The sequence below is a fragment of the Glaciecola nitratireducens FR1064 genome (assembly GCF_000226565.1).
Lineage (GTDB): Bacteria > Pseudomonadota > Gammaproteobacteria > Enterobacterales > Alteromonadaceae > Glaciecola > Glaciecola nitratireducens.
The window spans coordinates 1,838,063-1,855,605 of the sequence record NC_016041.1 but is presented as its reverse complement, the minus strand read 5'-3'; the positions used below and the strand labels follow the sequence as shown (position 1 = coordinate 1,855,605).

The window sequence follows — 17,543 nt, the reverse complement described above, 5'->3', positions numbered from 1 at the left end:
AGATTAATAATCTGTGAATAAAACTCACATTGTCAGACATATTGCATAGGACATTGCATTTGAACTCATTAGAAGAAAAAAAGCAGCGATTTGAGTCATTTTTCTTAATCAAACATCCAACTAAAGTCAACGTCAGCATTGTTGATGGAAAGCAGGCAATGCAGACTATGCAGGAGTTTGAAAGCAATATGCCGTATGCCTTCAAGATAGCATCTGAACTTTCGGAAATTGAGTCACAAGCCTTAAAACCATTGCGTTCAATGGGTGAAAAGCTCGAAGAGCTCGTTAAATATTTGCAACTTCAAGCTCGAAAAATAGATCTTATGATGTCCTATATTTTGATTCAGCAAGATGACGAGAATAGTCGTGCTGAGGCTGTTAAATTTGGGGGCGGCGGTATTATTGTGAGTCACTCATCAGCTATCGATATTGGCACAACGGCAGAGGTAAAAATCTTTCTCGAACAAGAGGCTGCGGCAATATATTGTCTCGCAGAAGTGATTAACGTAGAGGCGGTAGATGATCTTTATCACGTTAGCTACGTTTATACGCACATCCGCGAGCAAGACCAAGAACTGCTTGTTCGGGCTAGCCTTCATTTGCAAACCCATCAATTGCGAAACAATCGTTAACCAACCATAGAGAAGCAATTTAGCAGCATGTCGAATCTATTTTCTGTGCCTTTACCAAAGGCAAAATCACTGAATAGCTCAAACATTATTGATCATATTCAATGGGGCGAACTAAAAGGTGCCAGCCAAGCACTCAGTATTGCGAACGCAGCAAAACAACACAATGGACCTCTACTAGTATTGATAGAGGACAGCCCAAGTGCAATTAAACTAGAAAAAGAGCTCGCCTTTTTCCTCCGTAATCAAAAAGTGCACGTTCAACTATTTCCTGACTGGGAAACGCTACCTTATGATGGTTTCTCGCCGCATCAAGATATTGTTTCGCAGCGCCTAGAAACACTTTATTTGCTGAGTAAAAAACAGCCCGGTATATTCATAGTTCCCATTAATACGATCCTGCAGCGTTTAGCGCCAGTTGACTATGTTGGTCAACATCTAATGTATTTGAAAGTTGGCGAAACGATTAATACCGATGAATTTAAACGCAAGCTTGAAAAGTCAGGATACCTGCATGTAAGCCAGGTAATGACTCACAGTGAATTTTCGGTGCGCGGTAGCATTATCGATTTGTTTCCTATGGGAAGTGACCAACCGTTTAGAATTGATTTGTTTGATGATGAAATTGATTCGATTCGCTACTTTGATCCAGACACTCAGCGTGGCTTAGAGGAAACTAAAGAAATACGTTTGCTGCCTGCTAGAGAATTTCCAACAGATAAAGATTCAATCACTGGCTTCAGAGAACGTTACCTAGACAAGTTTGAGCGCAGTAATACCGCAGACAAAGAATCTATTTTTTATCAAGTTAGCAAAGGCACAATGCCCAGCGGTATAGAATATTATTTACCGCTGTTTTTTGAAAAAACATCCACCTTATTTGATTACCTGAATGATGATGCCTTAATGCTTTATTATGGCGACCTAAATAAGGCATCTGAACGGTTCAACAAAGATTTATTGCAGCGCTACGAACAGTACCGTTACAACTTAGCAAGACCATTACTGTCGCCTATCGATTTATATCTCGACTCGAATGAGCTAATGAGCAGACTTAAACAGTGGCCAAGCGCTCAGATAATGAGTGAGTCATTGCCGAAAAAAGCGGGAAAGCATAATTTTGAATGCCGTCCAATAGAAGGTATTGGCATTGACTTAACGGCAACAAATCCCTACCAAGCTATTCAAGCTGAAGTTAAAAAGGCAAAAGAAAAAAACAAAAAAGTAATTTTTTGCGCTGAATCACAGGGCCGCAAAGAAAACTTAATGGATGTGTTGCACAAAGCAAAGATATTTCCAGTCAATAGCCCGACTTTTGATGCTGCGCTGAATGAGTCAACACATTCTGTTTTTATCTGTGTCGGGATGGTCGAGAACAGTTTTGAGTTTAGCGATAAAAAACATGCTTTCTTATTTGTCACTGAAACACAGTTGCTCGGCCATAAAGTTAGCAAACGAAAATTAAAAGACAAACGCAAGGCTAATGACGAAAGCGCCATTGTTAGAAATTTAGCAGAGCTAACGGAGGGCCAGCCGGTTGTGCATATTGATCACGGCGTTGGTCGTTTCTTAGGATTGCAAACGCTTGACGCTGGCGGTGTTACCACCGAATATTTAGCCATCGCTTATGCAAAACAAGCGAAGTTATATGTGCCTGTATCTAGTCTTCATCTCATTAGCCGTTTTAGTGGTGGCGATCCTGACCACGCGCCTTTGCATAATCTTGGAAACGACACTTGGAGCAAGGCTAAACGCAAAGCGGCTGAAAAAGTCAGAGATGTTGCGGCACAACTTTTGGACGTTTATGCAAAACGAGCAGCAAAACCTGGCTATGCATACCCTATTGATTGGAATGAATATAAAGCATTTGAAGACAGCTTCCCGTTTGAGGAAACCATAGATCAAAAAACAGCTATCAATGCAGTCCTGCAAGATATGGGCAGCCCAAATGCAATGGACAGATTGGTATGTGGCGATGTCGGTTTCGGTAAAACCGAGGTGGCCATGCGCGCAGCGTTTATTGCAGCATCAACAGGAAAACAAGTCGCTATTTTGGTACCAACAACGCTGTTAGCACAACAGCATTATGAAAACTTTAAAGATCGTTTTGCACAGTGGCCATTTAAAATAGAGGTTATCTCTCGCTTTGGTTCTGCCAAAGAACAAAAAGCCGTCATTGAAGATCTTGCCGACGGACAGGGTGATATTGTTATCGGCACCCACAAACTGCTGCAAGACGACGTCAAGTTTAAAGACTTAGGCCTTGTCATTATCGATGAAGAACATCGCTTCGGCGTTCGTCAAAAAGAAAAATTTAAAGCATTGCGAGCCGATGTAGATATTCTCACACTAACTGCTACCCCTATTCCTCGAACGTTGAATATGGCGCTTAGCGGCATGCGTGATTTATCTATCATCGCAACACCGCCAGCCAAACGACTTGCCATAAAAACGTTTGTGCAAGTGCGTCAAACTGACATTATTCGCGAAGCTATCATGCGCGAAATTTTGCGCGGTGGCCAAGTTTACTTCCTGCACAACGAAGTGAAAACGATTGAGAAAACAGCTAAAGAAATCGAAGACATCATTCCTGAGGCCAGGATTGCTATCGGTCACGGTCAGATGCGTGAGCGTGAACTCGAAAACGTGATGAATGACTTTTATCACCAGCGCTACAATGTATTGGTATGTACCACTATTGTCGAAACAGGCATCGATGTCCCTACCGCAAATACCATCATAATGGACAGAGCAGACCATTTAGGCCTGGCACAATTACATCAGCTTAGAGGTCGTGTTGGCCGTTCGCACCACCAGGCCTATGCTTACTTATTAACGCCACATCCAAAACGCATGACTAAGGATGCAGCCAAACGCCTTGATGCTATTGCATCACTCGAGGATCTTGGCGCAGGATTCGCACTTGCAACGCACGATTTAGAAATTCGTGGGGCGGGTGAACTATTAGGTGACGACCAGTCTGGACAAATCAATACTATTGGCTTTAGCCTTTACATGGAAATGCTTGAGCAAGCTGTCGAAGCGTTGAAAGAAGGCCGAGAGCCATCATTAGATGACGTACTTGCCGCTCAGACTGAGGTTGACTTGCGCATACCCGCCCTACTTCCTGATGATTATATCGGCGATGTAAATACACGTTTATCGCTTTATAAGAAACTGGCTGGTTGTAAAAATCAAAACGAGATTGATGAATACCAAATTGAGCTAATCGATCGCTTCGGTTTACTGCCTGATAGTGCAAAGAATTTGGTCAAACAATCAGGTCTTAAATTAACGGCCCAAAAAATTGGGATTCGAAAAATCGAAGCAACGCAGACTGGCGGTCTTATTGATTTCGATCAGACGACAACCATTGATGCTGGCTTTTTAATACAGCTTATCCAAAAGCATCCCAGTCAATACAAGTTTGAAGGCCCTCAAAAGCTAAGATTTATGAAAAAGCTCGACAGTGCCCAGCAAAAACTGGATCATGTTAGAGAATTACTCAACAAACTATTAAAGGAATGCCATGCAAGCTAGCGCTATAGTTATCAATCTCTGCAGTAATCGCGTCGCAAATGTTCGGCGCAATGTCATTGCGGGTTTAAAAACTGCTGCAAGCTGCGTTGCCAATACAAAACAGCGTTTATCAACTATCACAGCCTTAACTTTTGCACTGTCCATGCTATCAGCACCGATGCATGCATCTTCACAAACATCGTCGGCAGAAGACGAGGACTGGTGGTTTGACGTTGAAGTGATTACCTTTAAACGCAACACCTCAAGCACACCGCTTGAGGAAGACTTCAGCTACACTGGATTGGAAGTATCTCTTGAAAATGTCACTGATTTAATCAGCCTGCCTTTATATCGCCAAGCAAACCCACTAATTGATTTACAAAAAATGCTTTACGAATGTTCAGCGAATCATTCAATATTTCAGTCGAATCTCTCCGCTTTCGACATTTTCGCGCTTACGAGCGATAGCGGTGAACTAGAAATAAAGACAGAAGAAAAAAACAACGATGATGTTGCTAAACAGTTTAAAACACGTCAGCCCGTATTAACTACTGAGGAACGTTTTGCGATCCTGCTAGACAAGCAAAATTGCGGTGCAGCTAAAAAAGAGATAGCTAGCTCATTCCTAGCTATCAATAGCGTCAATAAAACATCAACGTATTTACAACAACCCATAATGACTATTTCTGAGAATGCACATTTGTTAGCTGACAAACAGCTGACGCTAATTGACTATGCTAAGAGGCTGTTTGCTCAACGTGACATCACTCCACTAAGTCATATGGCATGGCGTCAACCCGTTGTCTTTGGAGAAGATAACGCAAAATTTTATCGCGTATTTTCTGGTGACAAGTTATTGCTTCCCCCTGAACCTTCACCATCTTATGCCGTATTGAAGCAAAAATACGATCCTGAGCTCAACAACGTTATCGATCAAAATTCGGAAACATTTTTTGCTGAGTTAAAGCAGCAATTAGTCGATGCGAAGCCTGTTAATTGGCAAGACAGAGAGAATATCAAAGCCAGCGGCTCCGAGACAAAGCCCTCAACTGACGACGTCTGGGAATTGGATGGTAAAGTAAAGGTTTACTTGAATTATATTAACCGAGTTCCCTATTTGCATATTGATTCAGAGTTTGGCTTCAATGAGCTGCAGCTAAACACGTTTGGTGAAGCTGAAATCGAACAATACCCGTTTAAGCAACGAAGACGTGTTATTAGTAAGCAGATACATTATTTTGATCATCCTAAAATCGGGATAATTATTAGACTAGAACGCTATGAAAAGCCAAAAGAAGTAGACGATGAAGATATATACTAAAACCGGTGACAAAGGGACGACGCAAGTCTATACCTCTGAAGTACTCAGACTAAATAAAAACGATGCTATTTTAGAGTGCTATGGTTCTATTGACGAATTAAACAGCCACATTGGAATGTTAAGTGCGTTGTTAATTACCGACAAATTCGACGAGGCAGAGCCCTGCTTGAGTCAAGCGTTTATGTTTGGCATTCAGAAAACCCTGTTCAGCATTGGTTTCGCTATTTCTGACAAGCCACAAATTGATGACAATGCGACGCAGCTTCTCGAGGAGGCGATTGATAAACTACAGCAAGAACTGCCGCCGCAGACCAAGTTTATTTTACCTGGCGGCAGTCAGTTAGCAGCTCAAGCGCATATATGTAGAACCGTCACTAGAAGAGCTGAACGCACTATTGTTAGTGTTGCGCAACAGCAAAACGTGCCTGATATTTGTATTCAATATTTAAACCGCTTGTCGGATTACTTTTTCGTTGCTGCTAGAGCATTAAACTTTCGATCGAAAATTGCAGATATTGAAGTCTGAAGAAATTCACACTGCCTTTCATTTATCGAATGGCAGTGTTTTTATAAATTAAAAGTCGCTCGTTTGTTCACATTGATGCACATAGCGGTAGCTTTAAGAAAACTGCTCATTTAGGCGATTAATGAGCTGACTACTCGAAAGGTAAGTGGCGTCTCGTTGATGCTTATCTACGTCGCGCTGCTGGCTGTTTTTTTGCAACAGTTCACGCCATCGTTGACTATAGACCTTAAGTTGACTCAATCCATCTAGCACTTTCTCCGCCTGTGAGGGCGAATTACATACTAAAACCATATCACAACCAGCTTCAATTGCTTGCTCTGCCCGCTCGGTCACACTTCCAGCAACACTTGCTGCCTGCATTGACAAGTCATCTGAAAATACGACGCCTTCAAAACCGAGTTGCTTACGTAAAATTTGCTGTATCCAAATTTCAGAAAAGCCTGCAGGTTTATCGTCTACTTGAGGATATATGACATGCGCAGGCATAACTGCATCTACTTTTTTCGCTTTAATAAGTTGCTGAAACACTCGCATATCTTGCTGTTGAATGTCTTCAAAACTGCGATTATCAACTGGCATCGCAATATGACTGTCTTCTGTGACGGAGCCGTGACCTGGAAAATGTTTGCCCGTACTTTTCATACCCGCCTTATGCATTCCGTCTATATAAGCGCCACTTAACAAAATTACTTGGTCTGGATCCGATGAAAATGCTCTACTACCAATAACTTCACTTACACCATTAAGGTCTAGCACCGGTGCAAAGCTAATGTCGATATCCAACTGCAATAGTTCATGAGCCATGCAAAAGCCCATGCTTTGTGCCAAGGCAAGCTGAGCACTGTGCGATTTTTCAAACTTTTCAATATTCGCCATTGCCGGAATTTGCGTAAATCCGTCTCTGAAACGCTGAACTCGACCACCTTCATGATCAACAGAAATGAGGAAAGGCTTATTCACAGTTCGTCTTATGTCTTTAATCAATTCTGACAATTGTCGCTTTTCAGCATAATTGCGACTAAATAATATCACTCCTCCACATAGTGGATGCTGTAACATTTCTCGTTCAACTGAACTGAGTTCAAAACTGTGCACATCAAGAATAACCGCTGACATAATGTTCCTTGTAAACAATTTTTTTGCGATGATCAAAAACCGCGTTAGGGATAAAACTTGTAAGCGAAGTAGGTTTCGCTTAGCCTTAACCATCATAAAGGTTAAACATAAAAAGAAAAACAAATGAAGTACGTCAAACCTCTCCTCTTTACTATTTTTTCTGTCGTCATCCTGATTTTCCTTGTCGCTTATTTTATTTTGCGTGCAAGTTTACCCTCGTTGGATAAAGAATTTTCAACACAGTGGATAAAAGCTGCTACAACAATTGAACGAGACAGTATTGGCGTTGCTAAAATTACAGCATCATCGCATTCTGATGCAGTTTTCGCTCTGGGTTATGCACATGGGCAGGATCGTTTATTTCAGATGGACCTACTGCGTCGTAGCGCTGCAGGTGAGCTCTCCGAGATTGTAGGTAATATTGCTATTAACGTAGATAAAAAAGCGCGCTTTCATCAGTTCCGCCAACGCGCAAAAAAAGCAGTTAAGAACCTGCCTGAAGATCAAAAAATATTACTAGAAAGTTATGCAAAAGGCGTCAACCTAGCCGCTAGTGAATATACCGCAAGACCTTTTGAATATTTGCTAACTAGCACGGAATTTAGAGACTGGCTGCCTGAGGATAGCTTGCTAGTTAGTTATAGCATGTATCTTGATTTGCAGGGCAATCAGGTAGAAAGGGATTTAGTAAATACATTTTTAGTTGAGGAATTTGGTTATGGCCTATTAGATTTTTTTAATATGCCAAGCCCTTATCAAGCACCTTTAGACGGCACTATTGTTCGCGGAGAAAATCCTGACATTCCAAACTTGAACCTTAATTCGAGTAAAACAGGAATTACTACAGATGCCCAAAACGGCTTGCTAGCATACAACAGTATTCCAGAACCCCTAGATATTGGCAGTAACAATTGGGCCGTTACCGGGAACTTAACCGATACCGACAGCGCGATGGTCAGCGACGATATGCACTTGGGTCTAAGAGTGCCACCGATTTGGTATCGAGCTCAGTTAAATTATAAAACCGATGGAAATAATACAACTATCACTGGTGTCTCATTACCCGGAACCCCTATCATTATCGTTGGTTCAAACGGCTATGTTGCTTGGGGCTTTACCAATGCAAACTTAGATAATGTTGATTGGGTGAGACTGAACGAGAGCACAAAAACTCGCGTCGTACGCGAAGTCATTAAGTTAAAAAATAGCGAAGAAGTACTCGAAATTGAAATGAGTCAATATGGCCCGGTAAAGACGATGAATGGAAGTCGCTATGCCTTGGCGTGGGTTGCTCATCAAGACTACGCAGTCAACATGTCAATCATGGAAATGGCTGAGGCTAAAAATTTGACCGAGGCTTTTGCTATTGCAGACAAAGTGCGTATTCCAGTACAAAATTTCATGCTAGCAGATTCACAAGGCAACGCTGGCTGGCGCCCGATTGGTGCAGTAGCAGCTAGAACAACACCGACTCTTTTTGCGATCGATGAGAAGGACTACTCTGAACTCTGGTTGGCGCAAGAAGCAGCATTGCCAACTTATATTAATCCTAGTCACGGACGATTATGGACGGCAAATGCACGGGTTATTTCCGCAGATGATTTTCTGAGGTACGGTGATGGCGGCTATGCAGTTGGTGCCAGAGGATTGCAAATTAGAGATCGCCTGTTTGAAAAACAGCGGTTTAACGAACAGGATTTTTATTCAATACAAATGGACAACGATGCTCGATTTATTATGCCATGGCATACAAAACTGATTAACCTACTAGGCAATAACGAGAAACGATACGCGAACGATATTAAAATACTAATGCAGTGGAAAAACTGCGCATGCCCTGAGTCGATTGGATACACCCTAGCGCGACGCTACCGTTCAACAGTAATCAACTCACTGCTAGCTCCAATTTACAATAGAATGCAAGACAACAAGCTCTCTTTAGGAACCGCATTGCGCAGCATAGAACCAGCAGTTTGGCAGCTATTAGACAAAGAAGCACAGGGGTGGTTGCCAAGTGAATTTACTTCCTATGACGAGTTTCTCATCGCAAGTTATGAAAGTACAAAAGCAGACCTAATCAAGCAGTATAACGCAGATGCCGAAACATTAGAGGGTCTCGAATGGGGTGAGGTAAACAAGCTTAAGGTACAACATCCCTTTGCTGCTCAATTAGGCCCGCTTGCCGGCTTACTCAATATGCCAGAAGTAGATGGATTTGGAGATAGCTACATGCCTGCTGTCCAACTACCTAAGTTTGGCGCATCGCAGCGACTGATAGTGAGGCCGGGAAATGAAGACAAGGCAATTTTAACTGTGCCAGGAGGACAGTCTGGTCATCCTTTATCTGAATTTTTTAGTGCTGGTTTTAGCGATTACGCAGAGGCGGATAATACACCTCTATTACCAGGAACTGCGATACACACTATCAATATTTTGCCTACCGCAACAAACTAATAGCGAAGTTGAGAGAAAAAGACATCGGGCTAACGCAAGTTTTGCACAACTAGTTTCTTAATGTTTCAAGCCTACCGCTGTTTATCATGTAGTCTTGCCACTGTGCCCTTGCCTGCTGAGTAGCGTCGCCCTCTACCCCTTCTTCAGATAGCATGGTTGCAGCACGTTCTATTGCAACATCACGCGCATCAATCAGGGATTGCGCTCTTTTATGCACGCCAGTTAAGTGAGGATATTTTTGAATAAGATCGTCAATGCTTTGAAAATTCATAAACAGTTCAATGAACTCATCATTAAATAGCTGCTTTTTAGCCTCAAATTCTATAAAAAGTAATCCCTGCTGACCGCTTATAAGTTTAACGTCACGAGGAGCTAAGTGAACTTCTTTTGCTACTGCTAGCAGTTGATCTTGCCAGTCTTTGAGTGCGGCACTATCGTCATTAAGGACTGATTGCTTAATACCTGCCTGGAAATCACTTGCGTTGAGTAATTCGTCTAAGGTAAGTAAGGGCGGCACAGCGCTGTCATGTTCCGCGGTTTTTACTGGTGAGGGTGCTGAAGTATCGGTTTTGGTGGTGTTGCTTTCTTCTGGTTGACATCCCATCAAAGAAAGGAAAACGCCCGCATACAGCGAGCGTTTTAGAATTTTAGTCACGCTTGAGCAATGCATTCTTTTCAAAGTAAGCGCGTTAAGCCCTGTTCTACTAGTCAACTTTGACGTTTTCAACACGACTTTTTAGTTTTTGACCCGGTCTAAAAGTGACCACACGACGAGCTTTGATTGGGATATCTTCGCCAGTTTTCGGGTTTCGACCAGGACGCTCATTTTTAGTTCGAAGATCGAAATTACCAAAGCCCGAGAGTTTTACTTGCTCTCCGGCTGCTAGACAGGATTTTATTTCTTCAAAAAACGCTTCGACCAAGTCTTTTGCGTCTCTTTTATTTAAACCCAACTTTTCAAACAAATGTTCAGCCATTTCGGCTTTGGTCAATGCCATTCGATTAATCTCTCAAAGATGCACTAAAGTTAACTTCCAGCGCTTGAACTACTGTATCGACAGATTTTTGTATATCTGCATCTTCTAGTGTTCGTTCTGAGCTTTGCAACCAAATTGAAAGTGCCAAGCTTTTGAAGCCAGGCTCAATCCCCTTCCCTTTGTATACATCAAATAAGTTTAGGTCAATCAAATCGGTTACGCCAAGTTTTTCGATACATTTTAATATGTTACCTGTATCGACACTGTCTTCTACTGTAACAGCAATATCTCTTCTATTCACTGGAAATTTAGAAATTGCTTTTATCCAAGGCAATGCCCTTGTTGAAATACTAACCAATTCCAGCTCAAAAGCAAAGGTCTTACCGCTTAAACCTAGCCCTTTTTCTAATTTTGGGTGGATTGCACCTACAAAACCAATGCATTTATCGTTTTTATAGACACCAGCACACTGACCCGGATGAAAGGCTGTATGCTTTTCAGCTCTAAATTCAATGTCTTGGGCATCTATACTAAGACCAATCAGCTCTTCAGTAACGGCTTTAACATCAAAGAAATCCAAAGCAAGCGACGGAATTGTCCAATGCTCACCAGCAACATTACCAGACATAACACCAGCAATCATTTCTTGTTGTTGCACGCCCGACTTTTCTGCTGCGTCTGGCGTAAAACGCAAGCCAGTTTCAAATAACTTAATGTTGCTTTGTTGGCGTTTTTGATTGTATGACAGAGCAGATAATAAACCCGGCAACAAACTTACGCGCATTACGGACATATCCGCAGAAATAGGATGAGGTAAAGCCAAGCCTTCAACGTCCGGGAACATCATGGTTTGTTTTTTAGGGTCAACAAAAGAGTACGTAATCGCCTCTTGAAAACCTTGATCAATTAGCAGGTCTTTAAAGCGAGAAGTGGCAACGTTTGCTTCATTGCTCTCTCTCATTTGCAAACTCGCAACCGGTGCTTGATTTGGAATATTGTTATAGCCGTAAACTCTGGCGACTTCCTCAATCAAGTCTTCTTCAATGTTCATGTCAAAGCGGTATAAAGGGGCAACTACTTCCCAAGCACCGTCTTTCGAAGTGACTTCCAGTCCTAATCGATTTAGTATATCAGTCACTCTATCTGGCGCAATGTCGATACCAAGAACATGGCTAAGTCTTGCTGCTCTTAGCGTAATAGCCTTTGCTTTTGGTAAATGTGTCTCATCTTTTGCTTCAATCACGGGCCCTACGCTGCCGCCAACAGCATCAATGAGAAGCTGAGTTGCTCTTTCCATAGCCTGAAGCTGTAATGATGGATCAACCCCGCGCTCGTAACGATGCGATGCGTCGGTGTGCAGTCCATATTGACGTGCTTTACCCATAATGGCATCCGGAGCAAAAAAAGCGCTTTCTAAGAAAATATCAGTCGTAGAAGAGGTCACGCCTGAATCCAAGCCACCAAATATACCAGCCATTGCGAGTGCTTTTGTCGAATCTGCAATTACCAAGGTGTTTGCTTTTAGGCTCACCTCATTTTCGTCAAGCAAGGTCAGTTTTTCACCTTCCTCAGCCATTCGAACAACCACATCACCTTCCAACTTAGCGTTATCAAATGCGTGCATTGGGTGGCCCAACTCAAGTAAAACATAGTTGGTAACATCTACCACTGCATCAATACTTCTCGTGCCGCTTCGACGCAATTTCTCTTGCATCCACAATGGGCTCGGACGAGACAAATCAACGCCTTTAATAACTCTACCTAAATAACGTGGACACGCCTGAGGAGCGGCCAATTTGATGTCACGAGCATCGTTTATTGTTGCAGGCACAGCTGGAATTTTCGGTTCTGTTACGTCTAATTGATTTAGCACACCTACTTCACGAGCAATACCTTTCATGCCAAGGCAGTCTGCGCGGTTTGGTGTTAAATCAACTTCAATACTTTTATCATCCAAATCCAAGTATGTTCTTAAATCAGCACCAATTGGCGCATCAAGAGGCAATTCCATGATGCCGCTGTGATCGTCACCCATACCAAGTTCCGAAAAGCTACAAAGCATGCCAAAGGACGGTTGACCACGCAGCTTTGCTTTCTTAATTTTGAAGTTGCCCGGTAATACCGCGCCAACCATAGCAACCGCTACTTTGATGCCTAAACGGCAATTGGGTGCACCACAAACAATATCAAGTAACTCGTCGCCACCGACGTTAATCTTTGTTACCTGCAGTTTATCTGCATCAGGATGCTGTTCACACTCAACAACCTCACCAACAACAACGCCGGTGAATGCTTCTGCAACTGGCGAAACGTCATCAACTTCAAGACCGGCCATGCTCAACTGCTCTGACAGCTCATTTGTTGATATTGCAGGATTAACCCATTCTCTTAACCACTGTTCACTGAATTTCATTATTAAGCTCTTATTAAAATCTGTCTTACTTAAATTGCTTGAGGAAACGAAGATCGTTTTCAAAGAATGCGCGCAAATCGTTCACGCCATAACGTAACATGGTCAAACGCTCAACACCCATGCCAAACGCGAAGCCCGTATATTGCTCAGGGTCAACGTTGACTGCTTTAAGTACGTTAGGGTGAACCATGCCACAACCCAATACTTCTAACCATTTGCCGTCTTTACTCATGACGTCCACTTCTGCCGAAGGCTCTGTAAACGGAAAATACGAAGGTCGGAAACGAACCGTCATCTCTTCTTCAAAAAAGTGATTTAGAAAGTCATGCAAAATACCTTTTAATTCAGCAAAGCTCACTTTCTTGTCAACCATTAAACCTTCTACTTGATGAAACATCGGTGTATGAGTTTGGTCATAATCGTTTCGATAAACGCGTCCAGGAGAGATAATTCTTATTGGCGGCTTTTGCGCTTCCATCGTTCGAATTTGCACGCCAGAGGTTTGTGTACGCAACATCACATCAGGATTAAAGTAAAAGGTATCGTGGTCTGCTCTAGCTGGATGATTAGCTGGAATATTTAAGGCATCAAAATTGTGGAAGCCATCTTCGACTTCAGGGCCTGTTTTAACTTCAAAGCCTAAATCGCCAAAAAATGATTCAATGCGAGCAATGGTTCTATTCACCGGATGGAGATTACCAATTTGATGAGAGCGTCCCGGAAGCGTGACGTCTACCGATTCTGCAACCAGTTTTTCATTCAACTCAGCTTCTTGTTGTGCTTTAAGTTTGGCATTAATCAAACCCTGAACTTCTTGCTTGGCTTGATTAATTTTTTGACCTGCAGCGGGTCTTTCTTCGTTCGACAACTTACCTAATCCCTTCATTAGGTCGGTTATCTTACCTTTTTTACCCATATAGGCGACACGAACCGCGTCTAATTCAGCTGGGGTCTTGGCATTTTCAACCGCTGAGCGCGCTTCTTCTACTATGGCTTCAAGCTCCATTACTTCCTCTTCTTGAACGTTGGGGTTTGCTCTGACTTTATCAAAGCACAAACTGATTCTGTAAGGCGAGCATTTTACACGCTTTTACTTGAATTTACGCAGGATTTTTGAAGAAAAGTGAGGTTTATTGTGGATTAAGTGTGTTTGTTTCAGAGCGCATGCATAGAGGAAAATTTAAGTTGGGTACTTAAACATGTTTTCTTTAGGATCAAAAAAGCGAGCATCCTGCTCGCTTTTTCAAAAAGAACTTAAACTCGCTAACATATGTTAGCTTGGTTAATGAATTACGCTAATGCGCCTTTTGCTGCTTCAACTAGTGCAGTGAATGCCACTTTGTCGTGTACAGCGATGTCAGCAAGGATCTTACGATCGATTTCAACAGAGGCTTTTTTCAAACCGTTGATGAAACGGCTGTAAGACATTCCGTTTTGACGTGCAGCTGCATTGATACGAGCAATCCATAGTTGACGGAATTGACGCTTACGTTGACGACGATCTCGGTAAGCATACTGACCCGCTTTTGTTACCGCTTGTACCGCTACGCGATACACTCGGCTACGAGCTCCGTAATAACCTTTAGCTTGCTTTAATACTTTTTTGTGACGTGCGCGTGCTACTACACCGCGTTTTACTCTAGCCATTGTTCAGTCTCCTAATTCTAAGGTTATACGTACGGCAACATACGTTGGATAAGAGCTGTATCACTGGTGTGAATAAGCTTCTTAGCACGTAGATGACGTTTACGCTTAGAACTCTTCTTGGTTAAAATGTGACGCAAGTGAGACTGTTTACTTTTGAAACGACCAGAAGCAGTTTTTCTAAAACGCTTGGCAGCTCCGCTGTGGGATTTCATTTTAGGCATTGCTAAAACTCCGCATTGTTAATGTCTAACGAGGTTGCAGACCCTGTTAGTGGTTCATATTTAGCAGCAAGGTGAGACTAAGTGTGCAGCTTAATCTACTTTAGACCATTACTACTTCTTGAGTGGGGCAAGCACCATGATCATTTGACGACCCTCTACCCTGTGGGGGAAAGATTCGCAATTAGCAATGTCTTCTAAATCGGTTTTAACGCGTTTTAGTAAGTCAATGCCGATCTCTTGGTGAGCCATTTCACGACCGCGAAAGCGGATCGTTACCTTAGCTTTATCACCGCCTTCTAAAAAGCGACGCAGGTTGCGCAGTTTTACCTGGTAATCGCCTTCATCAGTGCCAGGGCGAAATTTAATCTCCTTGACCTGAATTTGCTTTTGTTTCTTTTTCTGTTCTTTCTGTTCTTTACTCTTTTCGAATAAGAACTTCCCGTAATCCATTACCTTACATACGGGCGGGGCTGCATTGGGACTAATTTCTACTAGATCCAAACTAGCTTCAACAGCAATAGTTTGAGCCTCAGCTAATGAGACGATTCCTGCTTGTTCACCGTCTTTGCCTATTAATCTAACTTCAGTGGCTGTTATTTCATCATTAATTCGAGCTTTGTCGCTCTGTGCTTTATTATTAGCGCCTTTAATTTGCATTTCCTCCAAAACATTAAAAAAAACCGAGAAGCTGTTTTATGTGTTAGCTCCTCGAATCGAGCATATTATACCTATATTTAAAATTCCTGCTATGGAATTTTCTTACTTTTAATCTCTTCTTGTAAAAGAATCGTAAAATCGGCTACCGACATCGTGCCCAAATCGATACCTTTACGGGTTCTGACAGCGACCATACCGGTCTCTTTCTCTTTATCACCAACCACTAAAAAATAAGGTACTTTACGCAAAGTATGTTCACGTATTTTAAAGCCTATTTTTTCGTTTCGTAGATCGGATTTCACTCTAATGTCAGCTGCTTTCAATTCTGCAACGACCGACTTAACGTATTCTGACTGACTGTCTGTGATATTCGCAACAACCACTTGAGTTGGTGCTAGCCACAACGGGTAAGCTCCGGCGAACTCCTCGGTTAGAATGCCAATAAAGCGCTCGAGAGAACCTAGAATAGCTCTGTGGATCATGACCGGTGTTTTGCGTTCACCGTCTTCAGCAACATAAGTCGAGCCTAAACGGCCTGGCATTGAAAAATCGAGTTGCACTGTACCACACTGCCATGCTCTTTCTAGGCAGTCGTACAAAGTAAATTCAATTTTAGGACCATAAAAAGCACCCTCGCCTGGCAGGTATTCAAACTCGATGTTATTTGCTTTTAACGCTTCAGCTAGCTCTTTTTCTGACTTATCCCAAACTTCATCAGAGCCCACACGCTTTTCAGGTCGTGTAGATAGTTTCACTGCAATGTTTGTAAAACCAAACGCAGCGTAAGTATCGTAAACCATTTGGATGCATTTACTTACTTCCGCAAGTATTTGGTCTTCAGTACAGAAGATATGCGCATCATCTTGAGTGAAGCCACGAACTCGCATTAGACCGTGCAACGAACCACTTGGTTCATTACGGTGGCAACAGCCAAACTCAGCCATTTTCAGCGGCAAATCACGATAAGACTTAAGACCTTGATTAAATATTTGAACATGACCAGGGCAGTTCATCGGCTTAATTGCATATTCACGTTTTTCAGATTCAGTAGTGAACATATTTTCAGCATATTTATCCCAATGACCTGATTTTTCCCAAAGTGAGCGGTCCATCATCAATGGTGCTTTTACTTCGTCATAGTCATATTCGCGTAGCTTTTGGCGCACAAACTTTTCTAATTCAGTATAAATAGTCCAGCCATCGTTGTGCCAGAAGACCATACCGGGGGCTTCATCTTGCCAATGCCAGAGATCCAAGGTTTTACCAATTTTACGGTGGTCACGCTTTTCAGCTTCTTCAAGACGCTGTAAATAACCTTTCAATTGCTTCTTGTCAGCCCAAGCTGTGCCGTAAATGCGTTGCAACATCTTATTGTCGCTATCACCACGCCAATATGCACCGGCAACTTTCATAAGTTTAAAATGTTGGCAGAATTTCATATTTGGCACATGCGGTCCGCGACACATATCGACATATTCTTCATGATGATACAAACCAGGTTTGTCATCTTTTTCAATGTTTTCGTCGAGTATCTGCATTTTGTACATTTCATCGCGAGATTCAAAAGTATCTCTTGCTTCTTGCCAGCTCACTACTTTCTTAATGACCGGGTAGCTTGTTTTAGCCAACTCCAACATACGTTTTTCGATCTTTTCAAGATCGTCCTGATTTAAAGGCTGGTCTAGATCAACGTCGTAATAAAATCCATTGTCGATAGTTGGCCCTATCGCCATTTTTACATCGGGATAAAGTTGCTTAATTGCATGTCCAATCAAGTGTGCGCAAGAATGGCGTATAATTTCTAAACCTTCATCATCTTTTGCAGTGATAATTTGCAGAGTTGCATCTGTATTTATCATGTCGCATGCGTCTGCTAATTTACCATTAATTTTACCGGCAATAGTTGCCTTGGCTAGGCCTGGACCAATGTCCATGGCAACGTCTACAATTGAAACTGGGTTATCGAAACTGCGCTGGCTTCCATCAGGAAGGGTAATGATTGGCATAAAAATCCTTAACAGTGGTGACACCTACGATGTGCCACTTGATATAAATTGTCTAAA

At 42.3% G+C, this 17,543-nt stretch carries 14 protein-coding genes; 5 read left to right on the top strand and 9 right to left on the bottom strand.

The genetic code is table 11. From position 1 onward, the window contains the following. Positions 1-59 precede the first annotated feature (59 nt). From GNIT_RS07975 to GNIT_RS07960, 4 genes are read left to right on the top strand one after another with little or no spacing between them, the layout of a single operon-like run. Positions 60-632: a PilZ domain-containing protein gene (locus tag GNIT_RS07975; RefSeq protein ID WP_014108668.1), complete on the top strand. Its 573-nt coding sequence runs from the start codon at positions 60-62 to the stop codon at positions 630-632. A gap of 27 nt (positions 633-659) precedes the next feature. Next, positions 660-4,169: a transcription-repair coupling factor gene (mfd, locus tag GNIT_RS07970; RefSeq protein WP_014108667.1), complete on the top strand. Its 3,510-nt coding sequence runs from the start codon at positions 660-662 to the stop codon at positions 4,167-4,169. After that, positions 4,159-5,469 carry a CsiV family protein gene (locus GNIT_RS07965; protein WP_014108666.1) on the top strand — a complete coding sequence of 437 codons (1,311 nt, stop codon included), beginning with the start codon at positions 4,159-4,161 and terminating at the stop codon, positions 5,467-5,469. Before mfd ends, GNIT_RS07965 begins: the two co-directional genes overlap by 11 nt. Continuing rightward, positions 5,453-5,995, top strand: a complete 543-nt coding sequence (locus tag GNIT_RS07960; protein WP_014108665.1) for a cob(I)yrinic acid a,c-diamide adenosyltransferase — start codon at positions 5,453-5,455, stop codon at positions 5,993-5,995. Before GNIT_RS07965 ends, GNIT_RS07960 begins: the two co-directional genes overlap by 17 nt. Before the next feature lie 93 nt (positions 5,996-6,088). On the opposite strand, the gene nagZ is transcribed toward GNIT_RS07960, so the two are convergent. Further along, a complete protein-coding gene (nagZ, locus tag GNIT_RS07955) occupies positions 6,089-7,111 on the bottom strand; it encodes a beta-N-acetylhexosaminidase (protein ID WP_014108664.1) in 1,023 nt (340 codons plus the stop codon). Between the two features lie 123 nt (positions 7,112-7,234). Here nagZ and GNIT_RS07950 point away from each other — a divergent pair, with 123 nt between their 5' ends. Next, the gene (locus tag GNIT_RS07950; RefSeq protein WP_014108663.1) at positions 7,235-9,565 is read left to right on the top strand and encodes a penicillin acylase family protein; all 2,331 of its coding nucleotides are present in this window, start codon (positions 7,235-7,237) and stop codon (positions 9,563-9,565) included. A 49-nt stretch (positions 9,566-9,614) separates the two neighbouring features. Here the strand turns inward: GNIT_RS07950 and GNIT_RS07945 are convergent, their stop codons facing one another. From GNIT_RS07945 to thrS, 8 genes are all read right to left on the bottom strand, one after another. Further along, complete coding sequence (locus GNIT_RS07945) at positions 9,615-10,220, bottom strand: hypothetical protein (RefSeq protein WP_148261701.1); 606 nt, start codon at positions 10,218-10,220, stop codon at positions 9,615-9,617. Between the two features lie 49 nt (positions 10,221-10,269). Next, a complete protein-coding gene (locus GNIT_RS07940) occupies positions 10,270-10,563 on the bottom strand; it encodes an integration host factor subunit alpha (RefSeq protein WP_014108661.1) in 294 nt (97 codons plus the stop codon). A gap of 4 nt (positions 10,564-10,567) precedes the next feature. Beyond that, positions 10,568-12,955, bottom strand: coding sequence for a phenylalanine--tRNA ligase subunit beta (pheT, locus tag GNIT_RS07935; protein WP_014108660.1), 2,388 nt, complete (start codon positions 12,953-12,955; stop codon positions 10,568-10,570). 25 nt (positions 12,956-12,980) lie between these two features. Continuing rightward, positions 12,981-13,961: a phenylalanine--tRNA ligase subunit alpha gene (gene pheS / locus GNIT_RS07930; protein WP_014108659.1), complete on the bottom strand. Its 981-nt coding sequence runs from the start codon at positions 13,959-13,961 to the stop codon at positions 12,981-12,983. Between the two features lie 284 nt (positions 13,962-14,245). Next, positions 14,246-14,602, bottom strand: coding sequence for a 50S ribosomal protein L20 (gene rplT / locus GNIT_RS07925; protein WP_014108658.1), 357 nt, complete (start codon positions 14,600-14,602; stop codon positions 14,246-14,248). Positions 14,603-14,625: 23 nt separating this feature from the next. Next, positions 14,626-14,823 (bottom strand): 50S ribosomal protein L35, encoded by a 198-nt coding sequence (gene rpmI, locus GNIT_RS17875; RefSeq protein ID WP_083822430.1) that lies wholly within the window; start codon positions 14,821-14,823, stop codon positions 14,626-14,628. Positions 14,824-14,934: 111 nt separating this feature from the next. Next, positions 14,935-15,480: a translation initiation factor IF-3 gene (gene infC, locus GNIT_RS07920; protein ID WP_014108657.1), complete on the bottom strand. Its 546-nt coding sequence runs from the start codon at positions 15,478-15,480 to the stop codon at positions 14,935-14,937. Between the two features lie 89 nt (positions 15,481-15,569). Further along, positions 15,570-17,486, bottom strand: a complete 1,917-nt coding sequence (thrS, locus tag GNIT_RS07915; protein ID WP_014108656.1) for a threonine--tRNA ligase — start codon at positions 17,484-17,486, stop codon at positions 15,570-15,572. Positions 17,487-17,543 lie beyond the last annotated feature (57 nt).

Coding starts and splice junctions, on each gene's coding strand:
- mfd (WP_014108667.1), top strand. CDS start 660: ATGTCGAATCTATTTTCTGTGCCTTTACCAAAGGCAAAATCACTGAAT.
- GNIT_RS07965 (WP_014108666.1), top strand. CDS start 4,159: ATGCAAGCTAGCGCTATAGTTATCAATCTCTGCAGTAATCGCGTCGCA.
- GNIT_RS07960 (WP_014108665.1), top strand. CDS start 5,453: ATGAAGATATATACTAAAACCGGTGACAAAGGGACGACGCAAGTCTAT.
- nagZ (WP_014108664.1), bottom strand. CDS start 7,111: ATGTCAGCGGTTATTCTTGATGTGCACAGTTTTGAACTCAGTTCAGTT.
- GNIT_RS07950 (WP_014108663.1), top strand. CDS start 7,235: ATGAAGTACGTCAAACCTCTCCTCTTTACTATTTTTTCTGTCGTCATC.
- GNIT_RS07940 (WP_014108661.1), bottom strand. CDS start 10,563: ATGGCATTGACCAAAGCCGAAATGGCTGAACATTTGTTTGAAAAGTTG.
- pheT (WP_014108660.1), bottom strand. CDS start 12,955: ATGAAATTCAGTGAACAGTGGTTAAGAGAATGGGTTAATCCTGCAATA.
- pheS (WP_014108659.1), bottom strand. CDS start 13,961: ATGGAGCTTGAAGCCATAGTAGAAGAAGCGCGCTCAGCGGTTGAAAAT.
- rplT (WP_014108658.1), bottom strand. CDS start 14,602: ATGGCTAGAGTAAAACGCGGTGTAGTAGCACGCGCACGTCACAAAAAA.
- rpmI (WP_083822430.1), bottom strand. CDS start 14,823: ATGCCTAAAATGAAATCCCACAGCGGAGCTGCCAAGCGTTTTAGAAAA.
- infC (WP_014108657.1), bottom strand. CDS start 15,480: ATGCAAATTAAAGGCGCTAATAATAAAGCACAGAGCGACAAAGCTCGA.
- thrS (WP_014108656.1), bottom strand. CDS start 17,486: ATGCCAATCATTACCCTTCCTGATGGAAGCCAGCGCAGTTTCGATAAC.